Below are 19,298 nucleotides of genomic sequence, written 5' to 3' on the forward strand. Positions count from 1 at the left end.
GGGCGGTCCTGGGGCTCGGCACGAGGCGTGTACATCACGATGCACTGTCCAGTCCAGGGTAGTGGACTTGGTCAGGGGTGTGAAGCCGTTATGCCACTGTCTCGGGCTGTGAGACGTCAGCTGCCCGACGGCGCCGGGTACTCCTCGTCGCGAAACAGCGGGCGGCCGTCGGCGAGGGTCGTCGGGACGGTTCCGTACGTCCCGGGAGCGGGCTGCCGCCCGGTCCAGGCCGTGGCTCCCGCCCAAGCTGCGGCGTACGCCTGCGGGGCGTGGACCCCTGGTGCGTGCGCCTCCGGGACGAAGGCCGCCTGGACGTAGACCTCCGGGACGTACGCCTCCGGGACGTACGCCTCCGGGGCGGGTCCCTGCCCGTACGTCTGGCCCTGCCCGTACGCCTGCCCCTGCCCGTAGGGCTGCCCGTACGCGTAACCGTCCCCCTGCCCGTAGAAGTCGGCGTGACCGGCGTATCCGTGGTCGTATGCGTCGCCGTACCCGTACGCGTACGCCTGGTACGCGTACGCCTGGGGTGCCGCCGTAGGCTCTGCCGCCGGTCCCGCCACGAACAACGGCAACCGCAGCTCGCCCGTGTCCGTCACCGCGTTGTTCTGCGAGCGGTGCAGCCGGGCGTACGCGCCGCCGCGGGCCAGGAGCTCCTCGTGGCGGCCCGACTCCGCGATCCGGCCGCAGTCGACGACGAGGATGCGGTCGGCGTCGGGAGCGAGGTTGAGGTCGTGGGTGATCATGATCGTGGTGCGGCCCGCCATCAGGCGGCGCAGGGGCTTCACGACCCGGCGGGCGGCGATCGCGTCCAGGCCCGTCGTCGGCTCGTCCAGGACCAGGACGGGCGCGTCGCGCAGGATCGCCCGGGCGATCGCCAGACGTTGGAGCTGGCCGCCGGAGAGCCGGGCGGAGTGGGGGTCGACCCTCGTGTCGTAGCCGTCGGGAAGCGCGGCGATGAAGCCGTGCGCGTCGGCCGCCCGAGCCGCCTCCTCGATCGCCTGGTCGCTGGCGCCGGGCCGGCCGCAGGCGATGTTCGCGCGGACGGTGTCGTGCAGGACGAGCGTCTCCTGCGGGAGCAGGGTCACGTACTCGCGCAGCCGGGCCAGGGGGAAGTCCCGTAGGGGGACGCCGTCGAGCAGGACGTCGCCCGCGTCCGGGTCGTAGAAGCGCAGCAGCAGCTTGGAGACGGTGGACTTGCCCGCGCCGCTCGGGCCGGTGATGATCACCAGCTCGCCGGGGCGCACGGTGAACGACAGCCCCTCCAGGGCGCTCCGGTCCGCGCCGGGATAGCGGAAGCCGACGTCCCTGACCTCGACCGTGCCGTCCGGGCGGCCCACCTCGACAGCGCTCCTGGGGTCTTCGACGGAGGGGTCGACGTCCAGGATCTCGATCAGCCGTTCCGCGCCCGCCGTGGCCGCGGTGACGGTCAGGCCGAGCTGGGCCAGCCCCTGGACGGGCGGGTAGAGGTAGCCGAGGAAGGCGGCGAAGGCGAGGAGCTGGCCGAGGGTCATCCGGCCGGTGGAGATCTCCCAGGCGCCGATGCCGATCACCGCGAGCACGCAGACCGTCTCGATGACCTGCACCGACTGCTCGTACGCCTCGTTCAACCGGGTCGACCGGACGGAGGCACGGAACCAGGCGGTCGCCTCCTCGTGCAGACGCCGGCGTTCGGCGTCGCGACGGTCGTAGGCCTGGGTGAGGACGATGTTGCCGAGGGACTCCTCGACGACGGAGGTGATCGCGCCGTCCGCCACCCGGCCGGCCCTCGACACGTCCTTGATGGAGCCGGAGAAGCGGCGGGCGGCCAGCCAGAAGAGCGGGGCCAGGACGAAGGTGGCGGCGGCCAGGTCCCAGCGCAGCCAGAAGGCGGCGGCCGCGTAGAAGAGCGCGCTGAAGACCGCCGAGGCGGCGCCCACCAGCCCGGACACCACCAGCGTCTCGATCGCCTCGACGTCACTCGTCAGGCGGGACAACAGGTCGCCCTGGCGGTGACGTTGGAAGAAGTGGGGCGGCAACCGCTGTACGTGGTCGAAGACATGCTCGCGCAGCCGCATCACGAAGCGTTCGGTGGCCCACGCGGCCAGGGAGTTGCCCGCGTAGGCGACGAGCGCGCCGACGACGGCGACGGCCAGCCACTTCGCGGCCGGCGCCCAGAACGCTCCGAGCGAACCCTGCCGCAGGGCGTTGTCGGTGAGTTCGCCGAAGAGCAGGATCGCCTCGGTCTCGGCGAGCGCGGCGAGGACCGTGCACACCCAGACGATCACCAGCCATTTCCGCAGGCCTCTGGTCAGCGGAAAGAAACGACGGAAAGCGGTGCGGGCCGGAATGGTGGGAGTTTCGTATTCGAATTCCTCTTCCTCCACACCATCCTCCCCTTCCTCATATTCCTTGCCCATTTCGCGCCTCCAGCTCAGGAATAAAAGAAGAAGGGGCCGACGGTGCACCATCGGCCCTTTCGGGAACTGCTCAGTTGTCCCGGCCGGGCAGCGGGGGCTGCGGCTGGAGCTTCTTCTTCGGCTTGGGCTTCGGCGGAGGCGGGAGCTGCTTCGACTTGGGCTTGGGGGGCAGCGGGGCAAGCTTCTTGAAGCTCATTGCGACTCCTTAGGGGGGAGATGGCGCTGTACTTTCGTCAACTCTTCGGGAATTCCGCGTCCGGTTCCCGACACCCAGAAACTTACACGGTTCTCATTCAAGCGCACGGCAAAATGAGCAAAGCCCTGCTGTGAATACCCTTGGAGAACCTGGGAGTTGGGGCGGGCAGCTATCTGCGGGCCATGTAGAGGTCCAGTGCCCTGTGCAGCAGCTTGTTGAGCGGGAAGTCCCACTCACCCAGGTACTCCACGGCCTGTCCGCCCGTGCCCACCTTGAAGCGGAGCAGGCCGAGCAGGTGGTTGGACTCCTCCAGGGTGTCGGTGATGCCCCTCAAGTCGTAGACGGCGGCGCCGAGTTCATGGGCGTCGCACATCATGCGCCACTGCATGGCGTTGTTCGGCTGGACCTCGCGCCTGCGGCCGGTGGAGGCGCCGTAGGAGTACCAGACGTGCACGCCGACGGTCAGCATGGTCGCCCCGGCCAGGACCTCGCCGTCGTGGTGGGCGAGGTAGAGCCGCATACGGTCGGGGTGTTCGGCGTTCAGCGCGCCCCACATACGCTGGAAGTAGGACAGCGGGCGCGGGATGAAGCGGTCGCGCTCGGCGGTCTCGGTGTACAGCCCGTAGAACGCCGGAAGGTCCTCGGCGCCGCCCCGGACGACCTTCACGCCGGCCTTCTCGGCCTTCTTGATGTTGCGCCGCCACTGCTGGTTGAGGCCGCTGTGGACGTCCTCCAGCGTGCGACCGGCGAACGGGACCTGGAAGACGTAGCGGGGCTGGCCGGCCGCGAAGCCGTCCTCTCCGCCCGGCTCGGTCTGCTGCCAGCCCGCGCGGCGCAGCCGGTCGGCGACTTCGAGGGCGCGCGGCTCGTACGAGGTCGCCTCGGCGTCCCGCAGCCGGTGGGCGCCCAGGTCGGCGACGGCCGCCTTCACCGCGTCGGCGCTCCATCGCCGTACGACGACGGGTGGGCCCATCTTCACGGAGAACGCCCCCCGCGCCTTCAGCCACGCGAGCATCGGCTCCAGCCAGCGTTCGACCAGATCCGGCGCGTGCCAGTCGACGAGCGGCCCCTCGGGCAGATACGCCAGGTACCTCTTCGGCTTCAGTCTCGGCAACGGCCGGAGCAGCACCAGCCCCGCCCCCACGAGCGCGCCCGTCCCGTCGGTCCAACCCAGGCTCTCCGCCCGCCAGTCCGGCTTCACGTCGCCCCAGGACGGGAGCTGCATATGGCTGGCGGAGGGGCGGGCCGCGACGAACGCCAGGTGCTCGTCACGGGTGACGGACTGGACGCGCAGACTCATACACGAGCTCCTTCGAATGACTGTTCGAATCGCCCGTTCGCATCGCCGGACGACCGTCCCGGCCAGCGTAGGAGCCGCCCCCGCACGTCCCGGGGTCAGCCACGCCCGCCACCGCCCGCCACCACCCGCGCAGGCCGCCCTCCCCTCAGTGCTCCCGTCCCTCGTCCTCCAGGTGGTCCGCCAGGACCTCCGCGAGGTGCCTCCCCCGGACCCCCGCCAACTGGTCCAGCTGGGTGCGGCAGGAGAAGCCGTCCGCCAGGACCACCGCTCCCTCGGGAGCGTCCCGCACGGCCGGCAGGAGCTGCTCCCGCGCACAGGCCGCCGACACCTCGAAGTGGCCCTTCTCGAAGCCGAAGTTGCCGGCCAGACCGCAGCACCCGCCGCTCAGGTCGCCGGTGAGACCCGCGGCCTCGCGCAGCCGCCGCTCGGCCGCGTCGCCCAGGACCGCGTGCTGGTGGCAGTGGGTCTGGCCGACCGCCGGACGGTCGAGGCGGGGCGGGGTCCACTCGGGCGCGTGCCGCTCCAGGGCCTCCGCGAAGGTCAGGACGCGGGCGGCGAGGCGGGCCGCGCGCGGATCGTCGTGCAACAGCTCGGGCAGGTCGGTGCGCAGGGCGGCCGCACAGCTCGGCTCCAGGACGACGACCGGCGCGGCCGTCTCCAGCACCGGCTCCATCAGGTCGAGCGTGCGGCGCAGCACCACGCGCGCGTGGTCGAGCTGGCCGGTGGAGACGTACGTCAGCCCGCAGCAGACCCGGCCCCGGCGGGCGGTAGGCAGCAACGCGGCCGCGCTCCTCGACCGGCCGTCGCCCACCGGCCGGCCCCGCATCCGCAGGGTCGGCGGCAGCGCCACCCGCAGCCCGGCCGCCTCCAGGACCCGTACGGCGGCCCGGCCCACGGACGGTGAGAGGTGCTCGGTGAAGGTGTCGGGCCACAGGACGACCAGGTCGCCGGCCCGCCCCGGCCCGGAAACGGGCGCCCTGCGCCGCCACCACCCGCTGAACGTCTCCCGCGCCAGCCGCGGGATGTCCCGCTCGGCCGCGATCCCGCCCAGCCGCTTGGCGACGCCCGCGAGCGGCCCGACCGAGGCGAGCGCGTTGAGCAGGGCGGCCGCCCGCAGCCGGCTCGCCCACCGCAGCCACACCGGCAGCCGCCCCATGCTGTAGTGGGCGGCCGGGCGTCGGCGCCCCTCGTAGTGGTGGTGCAGGAACTCCGCCTTGTAGGTGGCCATGTCGACCTCGACGGGGCAGTCGGAGCGGCAGCCCTTGCAGGACAGGCACAGGTCGAGCGCGTCCCGGACCTCCGTGGAGCGCCAGCCGTCGGTCACCAGCTCACCGGCCAGCATCTCGTGCAGCAGCCGGGCCCGCCCGCGCGTGGAGTGCTCCTCCCGGCCCGTGACCCGGAACGAGGGACACATCACCCCCGCCCCAGCCCCAGCCCCAGCCCCAGCCCCCGGCACGGTCGTCGTACGGCACTTCGCCACGCCGACGCACCGGCGCACCGCCGCCGAGAAGTCACCGCCGTCGGACGGGTAGCCGAAGGCCACGTCGACCGGCTCGCGCGGGAGGACGGCGAAGCGCAGGTTGCTGTCGAGGGGCGCGGGACGCACCAGCATCCCCGGGTTGAGGAGGTCGTCCGGGTCCCAGGCCGCCTTGGCCCGCTCGAACAGCGCGACCATGTCCGCCCCGTACATCTTCGGCAGCAGTTCGGCGCGGGCCTGGCCGTCGCCGTGTTCGCCGGAGAGGGAGCCGCCGTGGGCCACGACCAATTCGGCCAGCTCCTCGGAGAACCGACGGAAACGGGCGATCCCCGCCCCCGTCAGCAGGTCGAAGTCGATACGGACGTGGATGCAGCCGTCCCCGAAATGCCCGTACGGCGTGCCGCGCAGACCGTGGTCGGTGAGCAGCACCCGGAAGTCCCGCAGATACGCGCCGAGCCGGGCCGGCGGCACCGCGCAGTCCTCCCAGCCGGGCCAGGCCTCCGTGCCGTCCGCCATGCGGGTCGCCGTCCCGCTCGCGTCCTCCCGGATCCGCCACAGCGCCCGCTGCCCGGCGGGATCCCGCACGACCCGCGCGTCCAGGACGTCCGCCGCGCGCACGATCGCCTCCGCACGCGCGCGTGCCTCGCTCCGCGACTCGCCGCCCGTCTCCACGAACAGCCAGGCACCGCCCCGCGGCAGCCCGGCCGCCGCGCCCGGCGGCACCAGGTCGGCCGCCATCCCCTCCACCGTCAGCGGCCCGAACGGCAGCAGTCCGGCCGCGGCCTCGGCGGCGGCGGCCTCGTCGGCGTAGCCGAGCACCGCGAGCACACGCGCGCGTGGAGCCTCGACGAGCCGTACGACGGCCTCCGTGAGCACGCCCAGGGTGCCTTCGCCGCCGCAGAAGGAACGGGCGACGTCGGTGCCGTTCTCCGGCAGCAGCGCGTCCAGCGCGTACCCCGAGATACGGCGGGGCAGCTCGGGAAAGCCGGTCCGCAGCCGGGCGAGCTCCCCGTCCACCAGTGCGCGCAGGCCGTCCGGCGCCCCTGCCCACCCCTGCCCGAGCCGCAGCCGCCGCCCCCGCGCGGTGACGACCTCCAGCTCGCGCACACCGTCCGCCGTCGTCCCCCACGCCACCGAGTGGGAGCCGCACGAGTTGTTGCCGATCATCCCGCCGAGCGTGCAGCGGCTGTGGGTGGAGGGGTCGGGGCCGAAGCGCAGCCCGTGCGGGGCGGCGGCCGCCTGGAGCCGGTCGAGGACCAGCCCCGGCTGCACGACGGCCGTCCGCGCCTCCGGATCCAGGGCGACCAACCGGTTCATATGACGGGTGAAGTCCAGCACCACGCCGACGCCGGTGGCCTGCCCCGCGATGGACGTACCCCCGCCTCGCGCCACCACCGGGACCCCGGCCGACCGGCACACCTCCAGCACGGCCGCCACGTCGTCACCGTCCCGGGGCGCGACCACGCCCAGGGGGACGCGGCGGTAGTTCGACGCGTCCATGGTCACGAGCGCCCGGGAGGTGACGTCGAAGCCGACATCACCCCGGACGGCCTTGCGCAGCTCGGCCTCGAGATCCGTCATGACTTCAGCAAACCAGCATGCGCCCGCGCCTACAGCCTGTTGGGGCTCCCAGGCCAAAAGGGGGCCTGGTCGTCCAGGCCGGAAGGGGGACCGGGGGGGAGCCCCGGCACGGCCCCGGCACGGCGACACGAACCGTCTCACCCGACGGACCAGGTTTCACCCAGGTTTCCCCCACCGGCTAACCTCCCTTCCGTGGCTGAGATCCAGATTCCTGCTGACATCAAGCCCGCCGACGGTCGATTCGGCGCGGGCCCCTCCAAGGTGCGGGTCGAGGCGCTGGACGCCCTGGCCGCAACCGGTACGTCCCTCCTCGGCACGTCCCACCGCCAGGCCCCGGTCAAGAACCTGGTCGGCCAGGTGCGCGAGGGCATCTCCGAGCTGTTCTCCCTCCCCGAGGGCTACGAGGTCATCCTCGGCAACGGCGGCTCCACCGCGTTCTGGGACATCGCGACCCATGGCCTGATCGAGAACAAGTCGCAGCACCTCACGTTCGGTGAGTTCAGCTCCAAGTTCGCGAAGGCGGCGAAGCTCGCCCCCTGGCTCGCGGAGCCGACCGTCATCTCCTCCGACCCGGGCACCCACCCCGAGCCGGCGGCCGAGGCGGGCGTCGACGTCTACGCGTTCACGCACAACGAGACGTCGACCGGTGTCGCCGCCCCGCTGAAGCGGGTCGCGGGCGCGGACTCCGGGTCCCTGGTCCTCGTGGACGCCACCTCCGGCGCGGGCGGCCTGCCGGTCGACATCGCCGAGACCGACGTCTACTACTTCGCCCCGCAGAAGTCCTTCGCCTCCGACGGCGGCCTGTGGATCGGCGTGTTCTCCCCCGCCGCGATCGAGCGCGCGGAGCGGATCCACGCGTCCGGCCGCCACATCCCGGAGTTCTTCTCGCTGCCCACGGCGATCGACAACTCCCGCAAGAACCAGACGTACAACACCCCGGCTCTGTCCACCCTCTTCCTGCTGAACCAGCAGCTGGAGTGGATCAACGGCCAGGGCGGCCTGGCCTGGTCCACGGCCCGTACGAAGGACTCCTCCACCCGCCTCTACAGCTGGGCCGAGGAGTCGAAGCACGCGACTCCGTTCGTCACGGACCCGGCCAAGCGCTCCCAGGTCATCGGCACGATCGACTTCTCCGACGAGATCGACGCCGCCGCCGTCGCCAAGGTGCTGCGCGCCAACGGCATCGTCGACACCGAGCCCTACCGCAAGCTCGGCCGCAACCAGCTGCGCGTCGCGATGTTCCCGGCGGTCGACCCGGCCGACGTCGAGGCGCTCACGAAGAGCATCGACTACGTGATCGAGAAGCTCTGATCACTTCTCCCGTACGACGATGACTCGCGTACGACGACGTACGACGACGAGGGGCGCCCCGCGGAACACCGCGGAGCGCCCCTCCTCGGTTTCGCCGTTCGAGGGGGTCGGGGTCGGCAGGTCCCGCCGGGCGCCCGGCGCGACGTCGCGTCGGGCGCCCTCGTCGTGCACCGGTCAGGCTGCCGTGCAGGTCACGCTCGGCACACCCCCGCCCCCGGGCGCACCACCGAATCCGAAGCTCGCCGAACCGCCCGCCGGGACCGCCCCGTTGTGCGAGACGTTCACCGCGGTCACGCCGGCCCCGCTCTGGGTGTACGAGGCGTTCCACATGCTGGTGATCTGCTGCGCGCCGCCGAAGGCCCAGGTCACCTTCCAGGAACCGATCGCCGTGGTCCCGGTGTTGGTGACCTTCACCTCGGCGTTGAAGCCGCCGCCCCAGTCGCTGCTGACGGTGTAGGCGGCGGCGCAGGTGGCCGTGCCGCCGCCACCACCGCCCCCTCCGCCGCTCCCGCCGGTCCCCGGGAAGCCCGGCGCCTTGACGCTCGTCAGGTACCCGTCCTTCACGGTGTCGACGGTCTGCCAGTCGTCCTTGAGGATGCCGCCCGTGTCACCGGAGTTGGGGTTCCAGGACCAGAAGGTCCAGTGGAAGGAGTCGGCGCCGTACGTCGACGTCGGCCGGAGGTAGCTCACCAGGGCCGCCAGCCACTTCTGGTCCACCGTCGACTGGAGGGTGGTGCCGAACTCGCCCACCCAGACGGGCGCGATGTTCTGCTTGAAGATGTAGCCCCAGTACTTGTCCCAGATCCCCGGCATGTTCGCGGGGAACGTCGGGTCGCTGAACCAGCTCTGCTGGGCGACGCTCGTCGCGTAGTCGTGGGCCGAGTACACGACCCGGTTCGCCACGTCGAGCTGCACCGGGTACTGGCCGACGCCCATCAGGTTGCCGCCCCACCAGCCGGAGACGCCGTTGAAGGACTGCACGCCCTCGACGAAGATCAGGAGGGCGGGGTTGACCGACAGGACGGCGTTGCCGGCGCGCTGCGCGGCCAGCCGCCAGTCGGTCGCGGTGTCCCCGCAGCCCCAGCAGGCGGGATCGTGGGGCTCGTTGTGCAGATCGATGCCGACGACCGTGTCCTGGCCCTTGTAACGGGTCGCGAGGGCCTTGAGGTTGGTGATCCACGTCGACTCGGGGACCGCGGCCGTGTACCAGAGCGCCGACTGCCCGCCCGCGTCCGGCCGGTGCCGGTCGAGGATGACCTTCAGACCGTCCTGACCGGCGTACGAGACGAGCCGGTCCAGGATCTGGAGCGAGTTCAGGCCCTGGAGGTCGGCGTTCTTGCCGCTGCTGAAGTCGATGCTGTTGGGGACGGTGGTGCTCTTGAAGAGGTCGTCGTTGTAGGGGATGCGGATCGTGTTGTAGCCCAGCGACCTCATCTGGTCGATCATGCTCTTGTAGTCACGGGACCAGAGTCCGTGGACGACGTAGTTGCCGGTCTCGAAGCCGAACCAGTTGATCCCGGCGATCCGGACCGGCTGTCCGGCGGCGTCCAGGATCTGCCGGCCGCTGGTGTGCCAGTAGCCGGCCCCGGCCTCGGCCGCGACGGCGTCCGCCACGGTGGTGTCTGCCGCGTGGGCCGTCTGCGCTCCGGCTCCCAGCGGGATCAGAAGTGCGGCGGCCAGGCCGCACAGCATTCTTCGCAAGCTGCGGGACATCTCGCTGCTTCCTCTCGGGAGGCGCGGGCCCGAAACATATGGGAGCGCTCCCACACACCGCGCACCACCCAGGAAACTGACACACCATGACCACGTCAAGAAGAGCGGCAATGGTGGCGTCGCGCAAAGCCGCTCAGTTACGGCGCAGAAGCCGGCGGAGACCGAAGACGGCGACGCAGACCGCGGCGACCGCCAGCGCGCCGAACTTGACGCCGACGCCGGCCGAGGATCCGCCGTCCTCCCCCGAGGCACTCGAACCTCCGCCCCCGGACGGCGACTTGGTACCCGAAGCGGCGCCTTCGGGCGCGTCCTCCGCCACCACGGAGCTCCCGGAACCCTCGCTCCCGTACATGACCTTGGTGCCGTCGGCGGAGTAGCTGACGGACTCCCCCTGTCGTTGCAGCGGCACGTCGAGCCGCCCCTCACGCTTGATCTTGCCGCCGTTCCAGGCGTAGGAGATGCCGCCGAAGTAGCCGCGGACGGCGAGCTGGGCGCCGTCCGGGGAGAAGGCGGCGTCGGTGGCCCAGAGGTCGACGGCGGCGACGGGCTTGAAGATGTTCGCCCCGGAGGCGGAGAGCTTCGCCGGCCCCTCGTAGAGGTGCCCGCCGTCCTCCTTCTTGTCGATGACGTAGACCCGCCCGGTCTTGGGGTGCACGAGGAGCGACTCGGCGTCGCGGGCGCCGTCGGAGTACTTCACGACGTACTGCGTGGCCTTGACGGTCCGGTCGACGAGTTCCTTCGGCTCGGGCAGCCGGTAGATCCACACGTACTGCCAGGTGCCGCCGAGGTTGTCGCCGATGTCGCCGACCCAGATCTCGTTGCCGGGACCGATGGAGATCGCCTCGACGTCGCGGGGGGTGCCGATGCCGGTCAGGGTGAGGCGGGCGACCGTCTTCCCGGTCGCGCTGTCGACGGCGTAGAGGTAGGGGCCGTCGTCGCTGTCGTTGTGGGTCCAGTAGACGCCCGGGTGCTGACGGGAGGCGGCGAGGCCGCTGGACTCGGTGATGCGCGGATCCTCGATGGTGAATCCCTTGTCCCCGTCGGCCGCGTGGGCGGTGGACGCGGCGAGCACGGTGAAGGCACCCGAGAGGAGGACTCCGGCGAGAAGGGCTCCGGCTCGGACGGCGAAAGATCGGCGCATGCCACAAGCCTGCCATCCCGCCCTCCCGTTCACGGATTCGTGGCCCGTCTCACACGCCCCCGGCGACGGTGATCCTCTGCCGATCCTCCATCATGAGCGGATGCTCAGGTTCATGCCCGTAGGCGACTCGATGACGATCGGCAGCACGGGCGACCACACATGGCGCTACCACATGTGGCGGCACCTGTGCGCGACGTACGGCGGCCCGTTCACCCTGTCCGGCCCCCGCGAGACGCTCTACGACAAGGCGACGGACTCGCCCGTGTCGTACGCCTACGCCGACCCCGAGTTCCCGCGCGGTCATCTGGCCGGCTGGGGCGAGGGCTGGCTGCACATGGCCCCGCTGATCGGCGAGGCCGTACGGAAGTCCCGGGCGGACGTCCTGCTGGTCTCGCTCGGCCTGATCGATCTGGGCTTCTACACGAACGCCGAGCAGACCGCGGAGAACGCGCGCGCCTTCACCGCCGAGGCCCGCGCCGCGAACCCGCGGATCGCCATGGTGTGGCTGCCGGTCATCCCCAACATCCGCGCCGCGAACGACGAGCCCTTCGCCGCCCAGGTCGCCCGCTTCAACGAACTCCTGGCGAAGACGGCCGCCGACCTGGACGAGCCGAACTCCCCCATCCTGCTGGCCTCGGTCCCGCCGACCTGGGACATCGACACCGACACCTACGACGGCACCCACCCGAACACGAACGGCGAACACCAGCTGGCGTCGGCCTTCGCGGAGGCGATGTACCAGGGGTGGGAACTGGGCGGGGAGTACGCGGGCTGAGGTCCGCGTCCGCCCCCACCTTCTGGCATATGCGCTCCGCGCCGTGACTCGGTCACCGTGCGTATCGTTGTACTGCGCGGCGGCACCGGTCCGTGGGGCCGCCGGGGAGGAGCGCCACGATGACCGTCATTGAGGACAGGATCACGATGGCCGAAGAGAGCGACGAGCTGTCTCTGGACGTCATGTTCGAGTGGCTCGAGAAGATGCCCGTCCCCGAGGGAACGAAAGTTGAAATCGTCGGGGGAAACATCTTCATGTCACCGCAACGGCAGCACCACTGGGAGATCATCTCGGCCATTTTCGAGCAGCTGCGGGACAAATACCCCCGCAAGCGACTCGCATCCGACGTGCGCATCGACTTCCCTGGCCACCTGAACGGCTTTGCATGCGACATGGCCGCCATGGCCGACCGCTCCGTGAAGGACAGCAAGGGCCGCTGGCGCTACCAGGACGTCGAGTTCGTGGCCGAGGTCATCTCCAAAGACACAGCAGCGAACGACTACGGCCCGAAGAAGCTCGCCTACGCCACGGCCGAAGTCCCGGTGTACCTCATCGCCGATCCCTACAAGGGCCGGTGCTACCTCTACACCCACCCTAAGGAGGGCGACTACGTCACGCGGACGAAGGTCGACTTCGGCGACGACATCGACCTCACCGGGACGGTGGTCGGCCTCGCCCTCAAGACCGACGAGTTCCCCCGCGACTGACCCGTTCCCCGGCCGGTCCCCCTTGCATGGAGCGCACTCCAGGTCGTTGGCTTGTACTCCATGAAGTACACGCAGCTCGGACGTACCGGACTCAAGGTCAGCCGCCTCGTCCTCGGCACCATGAACTTCGGCCCGCAGACCGACGAGACCGACAGCCACGCGATCATGGACGCGGCGCTCGGCGCGGGCATCAACTTCTTCGACACCGCGAACGTGTACGGCTGGGGTGAGAACAAGGGCCGTACCGAGGAGATCATCGGCAGCTGGTTCGCGAAGGGTGGCGGACGCCGTGACCAGGTGGTCCTCGCCACCAAGGTGTACGGCAACATGGCCGACGGCGACGCCTGGCCGAACCACGACAAGCTCTCCGCGCTGAACATCCGGCGGGCCGTCGACGCCAGCCTCAAGCGGCTCGGCACCGACCACATCGACCTCTACCAGTTCCACCACGTCGACCGCAGCACTCCCTTCGAGGAGATCTGGCAGGCCATCGACGTACTGGTGCAGCAGGGCAAGATCCTCTACGCCGGGTCGTCCAACTTCCCCGGCTACAAGATCGCCCAGGCCAACGAGATCGCCGCCCGCCGTGGCGGCACCATCGGTCTCGTCAGCGAGCAGTGCCTGTACAACCTCGCCGAGCGCCGCGCCGAGATGGAGGTCATCCCGGCCGCGCAGGAGTACGGGCTCGGGGTCATCCCCTGGTCGCCGCTCCAAGGAGGTCTCCTCGGCGGTGTGATCAAGAAGGAGGTGTCGGGCGGGCGCCGGTCCTCCGGCCGGGCCGCGGACACCCTCGCCGACCCCACCTCACGCGCGCAGATCCAGGCCTACGAGGACCTCCTGGACAAGCACGGCATCGAGCCCGGCGAGGCCGCCCTGGCCTGGCTGCTCACCCGCCCCGGCGTGACCGGACCGATCGTCGGTCCGCGCACCGCCGAGCAGCTCGACTCCGCCCTGCGCGCGGTCGAACTGGAGCTGAGCGAGGAGCTGCTGTCCGGCCTGGACGACATCTTCCCCGGCCCGGGGCCGTCCCCGGAGGCCTTCGCCTGGTAGCGGCGGCAGGGCCCTGACAGGGGCCCGTCCGCCCGCCCGCGGGCACGACACGGCACGGCACGGCGGCGGCGGTAGGTTCGGTGGCTTCGGCTATCTGCCGACCGCCGCCGCCATCGCCACCACGACGAACATCAGCACTAGCGCACCGGCCATGATCCGGTTCCGGGTCTTCGGGTCCACGCGTCGAGCCTAACCGGCCCCGCCGAGCGCCCAGCGCCCGACCGCCTCGTAACGGGGCTGCTCCCCGGGAACGCCGGACTTCGGCAGGTTGCTGCGCACCAGCACCAGCTCCCCCACCGTCCAGGTACGGCCCTCGAAGACGTCCAGCGCCTCGACGAACCGCCGCACGTCCACCGCGTCCCGGCTGCGGGCCAGCGTCAGGTGGGCCTTGTAGCGGCGGTGCTCCCCCATCTCCACGCCGGCCTTCCGGGCCGCCGCCTCCGCCCGGTCGGCCAGCAGCCGCAGCTCCGGTACGTCCCCGGCCGCTCCGGCCCACAGCGCCCGCCCGTGCCCGAACTGTCCCCCGCCCCGCACGGCCAGCGCGAAGGGCGTGCCGCGACGCGCGGCCCGGCCCAGCCGTGCCGTCAGCTCCGGTACGAGGTCGTCGTCGACCTCTCCGTAGAAGGCGAGGGTGAAGTGCCAGCCGGGGCGGCCCGTCCAGCGCAGGCCTTCCGCACCGGGCAGGGTGTGCAACCGGGCGACCGCCGCGGCGAGTTCGTCGACGATGTCGTCCGGGGGCAGCACGGCGGCGAAGAGTCTCATGCCCCCGATTTTCCCGGCCGGCGGGGCCGCACGCCCGGCATGATGGGCGTCATGCGGATCACCATCAGAGACGGCGGGCCCGACGACGTCCCCGTGATACTCGGCATGCTCGACAGCAGCGTGGCGTGGCTGGCCGCGCAGGGGCGTCCCGGCCAGTGGGGGACGAGTCCCCTGTCGGAGAACCCGAAGACGGTGGAGTCGGTCGCCCGGTACGTCGACGAGGGCTGGGCGTTCATCGCCGAGGCCGACGGCGTGCCGGCCGCCGCCCTGACCCTCACCGACTCGCCCGGCGCGTATCTGGCCCATCTGTCGCCGCCCGGGGAGCCGGAGCGGTACATCCACTGGCTCGCCTCCGACCGCCGCTTCAAGGGCCACGGCGTGGGCAGCGCGCTGCTCGCGCACGCCGCCGAGGAGACCCGGCGGGCGGGCGTCGCCCTGCTGCGGGTGGACTGCTACGCGGGCGACGACCGCAAGCTCGTCGCCTATTACGAGGCCAACGGCTTCACCTCGACCGAGGCGTACACCGTCGGCGAACACGCCTGGCCGGGCCAGGTGCTGGCCCGCAGGGTGCGGCCCCCCCGCCGCACCCTCCGAATGACGGGTGACGGCGACGGGCTACGGGCGCCGGCTGTCGACTGACGGCTGACGGCTGACGGCTGACGGCTGACGGCTGACAGTGACGGACGACGGCGGGACGGGTGACGGCGTACGGCGTCGGCGTCACGCCACCGCGGCGAGTTCCCGGTTCTCCCTGGGCACGAACCGCACGCTCGGGTGGCCGCGGTTCCAGCCCACCGTCAGACGCAGGTTGCCCATCCGGGCCAGGACCAGGCCGATGGTGGCGGCCGCGGCGGCCGAGACGACCCCGCCCGCCGCCAGGCCCGCCCGGACGCCGTACGCGTCGGTGATCCAGCCGGCGATCGGCGCGCCGATCGGGGCGCCGCCCATGAACACCATCATGTAGAGGGCCATCACCCGGCCGCGCATGGCCGGGTCGGTGCTCATCTGGACGCTGCTGTTGGCGGTGACGTTGACCGTCATGCCGAACATGCCGATCGGGGCCATGAGCAGGGCGAACAGCCACAGGGAGGGGGCCATGGAGGCCACGATCTCCATGGTGCCGAAGGCCACCGCTCCGGCGACCAGCACCCGCATCCGGGCCGTGCCGCGCCGGGCCGCGAGCAGGGCGCCCGCCAGGGAGCCCACCGCCATCAGCGTGTTGAACAGGCTGTAGGAGCCGGCGCCCGCGTGGAAGACGTCGTCGGCGAAGGCCGAGAGGTAGACGGGGAAGTTGAAGCCGAAGGTGCTGACGAACCCGACCAGGACGATCGTCCAGATCAGCTCGGGGCGCCCGGCGACGTAGTGGAGCCCCTCGCGCAGCTGGCCCTTGCCGCGTGGGGCGCGGTGGACGGCGTGCAGCTCGCGCGAGCGCATCAGCAGCAGGCCGGCGAGGGGGGCGACGAAGGACAGCCCGTTGAGGAGGAACGCCCAGCCGGTCCCGACGCCGGTGATCATCACGCCGGCCACCGCCGGGCCGACCAGCCGCGCCGACTGGAAGTTCGCGGAGTTGAGGCTGACCGCGTTCTGGAGCTGGTCGGGCCCGACCATCTCGGAGACGAAGGTCTGGCGGGCCGGGTTGTCCAGGACGGTCGCGAGGCCCACGGCGAAGGCGGCGACGTAGACGTGCCAGACCTGGACGTGGCCGGAGAGCGTGAGGACGGCGAGCGCGATGCCGGTGAGGGCCATCGCGGACTGGGTGAACAGCAGCGTCCGGCGCTTGGGCAGCCGGTCGACGAGCACGCCGCCGTAGAGGCCGAAGAGCAGCATCGGCAGGAACTGGAGGGCCGTCGTGACGCCGACGGCGGTCGCGGAGCCGGTGAGGCTGAGGACCAGCCAGTCCTGGGCGATGCGCTGCATCCAGGTGCCGATGTTGGACACGACCTGGCCCATGAAGAACAGGCGGTAGTTCCTGACCTTCAGAGAGCTGAACATGGATGACTTGCGGGCGCCCGCGGCGGGCTCCTCGACAAGGGTCTCGTGGGTGGTCGGTGCGGGGGCGGAGTCTGCTCCGGATCCCGAACTCAAAAGGGTCGCCTCCTCAAGGCCTGACGGCTGTCTACAGGTGTGCGAGTTTCTCCAGCACGGGGGCGGCGGCGCGCAGTTTCGCCCACTCGTCCTCGTCGAGGCCGTCGACCAGGGTGGCCAGGAAGGCGTTCCGCTTGGCGCGGCTCTCCTCGAGCATGGCCTCGGCCTGCTCGGTCTTGGTGACGACCTTCTGGCGCCGGTCCTCGGGGTGCGGCTCCAGCCGGACCAGACCCTTGGCCTCCAGCAACGCCACGATGCGGGTCATCGAGGGCGGCTGCACGTGCTCCTTGCGGGCGAGCTCGCCCGGGGTGGCACTGCCGCAGAGGGAGAGGGTGCCGAGCACCGACATCTCGGTGGGGCTCAGCGACTCGTCGACCCGCTGGTGCTTGAGTCGACGGGACAGCCGCATCACGGCCGAACGCAGGGAGTTCACGGCGGCAGCGTTGTCGCCATGGGTGAGGTCAGGCATCTCTTTAGGATAACTCATTACTCTGGCTAAACAAGCTGAGGGGTGCCGCGATTCCCCAGGACCCCGGCCACGGAAACCTCTCCATCACTCGAACGAGTGAGTAGGCAGCGGAAAGTGACCGGACTGCGGTACGTGCCCGCGACCCTCGTCCCATGGGGACCAGTGTGCTCAGCCTGCGGATAGACGAGGAGCTGCTCGAGCGGCTCCGGCAGCATGCCGCGAAAAGGGGAATGAGCGTCCAGGACTATGTCGTCCAGACGCTCATTCGCGATGACTTCGACGAGCGGTTCCAGACCGCCGTCGAGGAGACGGAGAAGTTCTACGGCCTCACCTGAACCGCCGCGGGCGGGCGGGGATCAGGTGAGGCCGGGGGCCGTCAGGGCCGAGGGCCGTCAGGTGAGGCCGAGGGCCGGCATCAGGTAGTAGAAGGCGAAGACGGCGAAGACCACGTACATCGGCGCCGGGACCTCCCGGCCACGCCCGGCCGCCAGACGCAGCAGCACGAAGGTGATGAAGCCCATGCCGATGCCGTTGGTGATCGAGTAGGTGAACGGCATCATCACCATGGTGATGAAGGCCGGGATGGCGATGGTGTGGTCGGCCCAGTCGATCTCCTTGACCGAGCCGGCCAGGATCAGGAAGCCCACCGCGAGCAGGGCGGGCGTGGCGGCCTGGGACGGGACCATCGTGGCGATCGGCGTGAGGAACAGCGCGACGGTGAAGAGGCCGCCGGTGACGATGTTCGCGAGGCCGGTGCGCGCGCCCTCGCCGACGCCGGCCGTGGACTCCACGAAGGCGGTGGTGGCGGAGGAGGAGCTGGCGCCGCCCGCGGCGACCGCGAGGCCGTCGACGAAGAGGACCTTGTTGATGCCGGGCATCTCGCCCTTGGCGTTGGTCAGCTTGGCCTCGTCGCTGACGCCCATGATCGTGCCCATCGCGTCGAAGAAGCACGACAGCAGGACCGTGAAGACGAAGAGGACGCCGGTCAGGACGCCGACCTTGCCGAATCCGCCGAAGAGGCTGAACTCGCCGATGAGCCCGAAGTCGGGGCTGGCGACGGGGTTGCCGGGCCACTCGGGGGTGGTGAGACCCCAGGACGGGATCGTCGCCACCGCGTTGATGATCAGCGCGAGAACGGTCATCGCGACGATCGAGATGAGGATCGCGCCGGGCACCTTGCGGGTGATCAGGGCCAGCGTGAGCAGGGCGCCCAGGATGAAGACGAGGACCGGCCAGCCGTTCAGGTGACCGTCGGCGCCGAGCTGGAGCGGGACGGTGGTGTGGGCGGCGTCCGGGATCCGGCTGACGAAGCCGGAGTCGACGAGCCCGATCAGCATGATGAACAGGCCGATACCGATGCTGATCGCCTTGCGCAGGCCGAAGGGCACCGCGTTCATGACGCGCTCACGCAGACCGGTGGCGACCAGGAGCATGACCACGAAGCCCGCGAGCACGACCATGCCCATGGCGTCCGCCCAGGACATCCGGGGGGCGAGCTGGAGCGCGACCACCGAGTTCACGCCGAGGCCGGCGGCCAGCGCGATGGGCACGTTGCCGATCACACCCATGAGGAGCGTGGTGAAGGCGGCCGTCACACAGGTGGCGGTGACCAGCTGGCCGTTGTCGAGCTGATGCCCGTACATGTCCTTCGCGCTGCCGAGGATGATCGGGTTCAGCACGATGATGTACGCCATCGCGAAGAAGGTGGCGAAACCGCCCCGGATCTCGCGGGGCAGGGTGCTGCCCCGTTCGGTGATCCTGAAGTAACGGTCGAGGGCGCCGAAGAGGGGCGTGGCTCCCGGCTGTTCAGGGGCGGGGACCTTGGCGGGGGCCGACGTGGGCATCTTTTTGGAGTTTCCTACGAAGAGAAGTGGTCAGTACCAAACCGTTTCAGTATGAACATATAACGTTCGGATCGGCCATCTCCGCGCGTAGACCCGACTGCCTCGTAAGCTGAGCACCATGAAGAAGTGGATCCCTGAACACGAGGCGCCGGAACCCCTGGAGGGCCCCGTGGTCGCCACCGTCACCGGCGGCACGATCCTCTGGTTCGTCCTCTTCCTCGTCCAGCTCCCCTTCTACGGCTGGTACGACGACCACGGCCACGCATGGTGGATCTGGACGTGCCTCGCGGGCGCCGGACTCGGCCTCATCGGCATCTGGTACGTCCGCAAACGGGACGCGGCGATCAAACGGGACGCCGCGAGCGAGCCGGCCGAGCCCGTGGGCCCGGTCACCGACTAGGGGCTGTCCCCCAGGCTCTCCCCCAGGCAGGTCCCAGGGCGCTACTACCGAGGTACCGGACGGCGCCGCGCCCCTCCTCCCGAGGTCGGAT

At 70.8% G+C, this 19,298-nt stretch carries 17 protein-coding genes; 7 read left to right on the forward strand and 10 right to left on the reverse strand.

Annotated elements, in window-relative coordinates:
- Positions 1-116: 116 nt before the first annotated feature.
- The 4 genes from ACIRPU_RS20395 to ACIRPU_RS20410 all read right to left on the reverse strand — a co-directional run bounded on the left by ACIRPU_RS20395 (position 117) and on the right by ACIRPU_RS20410 (position 6,950).
- The gene (locus ACIRPU_RS20395) at positions 117-2,363 is read right to left on the reverse strand and encodes an ABC transporter ATP-binding protein (RefSeq protein ID WP_403869042.1); all 2,247 of its coding nucleotides are present in this window, start codon (positions 2,361-2,363) and stop codon (positions 117-119) included.
- A 103-nt stretch (positions 2,364-2,466) separates the two neighbouring features.
- Positions 2,467-2,592: a hypothetical protein gene (locus tag ACIRPU_RS20400; protein WP_351763093.1), complete on the reverse strand. Its 126-nt coding sequence runs from the start codon at positions 2,590-2,592 to the stop codon at positions 2,467-2,469.
- 169 nt (positions 2,593-2,761) lie between these two features.
- Complete coding sequence (locus ACIRPU_RS20405; RefSeq protein WP_403869045.1) at positions 2,762-3,892, reverse strand: lipid II:glycine glycyltransferase FemX; 1,131 nt, start codon at positions 3,890-3,892, stop codon at positions 2,762-2,764.
- Positions 3,893-4,037: 145 nt separating this feature from the next.
- Complete coding sequence (locus ACIRPU_RS20410) at positions 4,038-6,950, reverse strand: FAD-binding and (Fe-S)-binding domain-containing protein (RefSeq protein ID WP_403869048.1); 2,913 nt, start codon at positions 6,948-6,950, stop codon at positions 4,038-4,040.
- A gap of 192 nt (positions 6,951-7,142) precedes the next feature.
- Here ACIRPU_RS20410 and serC point away from each other — a divergent pair, with 192 nt between their 5' ends.
- Positions 7,143-8,261: a phosphoserine transaminase gene (gene serC, locus ACIRPU_RS20415; protein WP_403869051.1), complete on the forward strand. Its 1,119-nt coding sequence runs from the start codon at positions 7,143-7,145 to the stop codon at positions 8,259-8,261.
- A 174-nt stretch (positions 8,262-8,435) separates the two neighbouring features.
- Here serC and ACIRPU_RS20420 read toward each other — a convergent pair whose 3' ends face one another.
- On the reverse strand, positions 8,436-9,974 hold the full coding sequence (locus ACIRPU_RS20420) for a cellulase family glycosylhydrolase (protein WP_403869054.1): 1,539 nt from the start codon (positions 9,972-9,974) through the stop codon (positions 8,436-8,438).
- A gap of 133 nt (positions 9,975-10,107) precedes the next feature.
- Entirely contained in the window at positions 10,108-11,115 is a 1,008-nt protein-coding gene (locus tag ACIRPU_RS20425; protein WP_403869056.1) for a WD40 repeat domain-containing protein, read from the reverse strand.
- A 100-nt stretch (positions 11,116-11,215) separates the two neighbouring features.
- On the opposite strand from ACIRPU_RS20425, the gene ACIRPU_RS20430 reads away from it, so the two are divergent.
- From ACIRPU_RS20430 to ACIRPU_RS20440, 3 genes are all read left to right on the forward strand, one after another.
- Positions 11,216-11,890 carry an SGNH/GDSL hydrolase family protein gene (locus ACIRPU_RS20430; RefSeq protein WP_403869059.1) on the forward strand — a complete coding sequence of 225 codons (675 nt, stop codon included), beginning with the start codon at positions 11,216-11,218 and terminating at the stop codon, positions 11,888-11,890.
- 119 nt (positions 11,891-12,009) lie between these two features.
- Positions 12,010-12,597 carry a Uma2 family endonuclease gene (locus ACIRPU_RS20435; RefSeq protein ID WP_403869061.1) on the forward strand — a complete coding sequence of 196 codons (588 nt, stop codon included), beginning with the start codon at positions 12,010-12,012 and terminating at the stop codon, positions 12,595-12,597.
- A 60-nt stretch (positions 12,598-12,657) separates the two neighbouring features.
- Entirely contained in the window at positions 12,658-13,647 is a 990-nt protein-coding gene (locus tag ACIRPU_RS20440) for an aldo/keto reductase (RefSeq protein WP_403869064.1), read from the forward strand.
- A gap of 189 nt (positions 13,648-13,836) precedes the next feature.
- Here ACIRPU_RS20440 and thpR read toward each other — a convergent pair whose 3' ends face one another.
- The gene (gene thpR, locus ACIRPU_RS20445) at positions 13,837-14,409 is read right to left on the reverse strand and encodes an RNA 2',3'-cyclic phosphodiesterase (RefSeq protein WP_403869067.1); all 573 of its coding nucleotides are present in this window, start codon (positions 14,407-14,409) and stop codon (positions 13,837-13,839) included.
- A 51-nt stretch (positions 14,410-14,460) separates the two neighbouring features.
- On the opposite strand from thpR, the gene ACIRPU_RS20450 reads away from it, so the two are divergent.
- Complete coding sequence (locus ACIRPU_RS20450; protein WP_403869070.1) at positions 14,461-15,048, forward strand: GNAT family N-acetyltransferase; 588 nt, start codon at positions 14,461-14,463, stop codon at positions 15,046-15,048.
- 81 nt (positions 15,049-15,129) lie between these two features.
- Here ACIRPU_RS20450 and ACIRPU_RS20455 read toward each other — a convergent pair whose 3' ends face one another.
- Together ACIRPU_RS20455 and ACIRPU_RS20460 are read right to left on the reverse strand one after the other, a co-directional pair.
- Positions 15,130-16,494, reverse strand: a complete 1,365-nt coding sequence (locus ACIRPU_RS20455; protein ID WP_355706850.1) for an MFS transporter — start codon at positions 16,492-16,494, stop codon at positions 15,130-15,132.
- Positions 16,495-16,525: 31 nt separating this feature from the next.
- Positions 16,526-16,963, reverse strand: a complete 438-nt coding sequence (locus tag ACIRPU_RS20460; RefSeq protein ID WP_057600790.1) for a MarR family winged helix-turn-helix transcriptional regulator — start codon at positions 16,961-16,963, stop codon at positions 16,526-16,528.
- Positions 16,964-17,115: 152 nt separating this feature from the next.
- Here ACIRPU_RS20460 and ACIRPU_RS20465 point away from each other — a divergent pair, with 152 nt between their 5' ends.
- A complete protein-coding gene (locus ACIRPU_RS20465; protein ID WP_020130247.1) occupies positions 17,116-17,298 on the forward strand; it encodes a CopG family antitoxin in 183 nt (60 codons plus the stop codon).
- Between the two features lie 57 nt (positions 17,299-17,355).
- Here ACIRPU_RS20465 and ACIRPU_RS20470 read toward each other — a convergent pair whose 3' ends face one another.
- Complete coding sequence (locus ACIRPU_RS20470; protein WP_403869074.1) at positions 17,356-18,807, reverse strand: NCS2 family permease; 1,452 nt, start codon at positions 18,805-18,807, stop codon at positions 17,356-17,358.
- A gap of 118 nt (positions 18,808-18,925) precedes the next feature.
- Here ACIRPU_RS20470 and ACIRPU_RS20475 point away from each other — a divergent pair, with 118 nt between their 5' ends.
- A complete protein-coding gene (locus ACIRPU_RS20475) occupies positions 18,926-19,207 on the forward strand; it encodes a DUF2530 domain-containing protein (RefSeq protein ID WP_403869076.1) in 282 nt (93 codons plus the stop codon).
- The last annotated feature ends 91 nt before the right edge of the window (positions 19,208-19,298 follow it).

It is taken from the genome of Streptomyces sp. NPDC102259, from assembly GCF_044766465.1.
Taxonomy (GTDB): Bacteria; Actinomycetota; Actinomycetes; order Streptomycetales; family Streptomycetaceae; genus Streptomyces.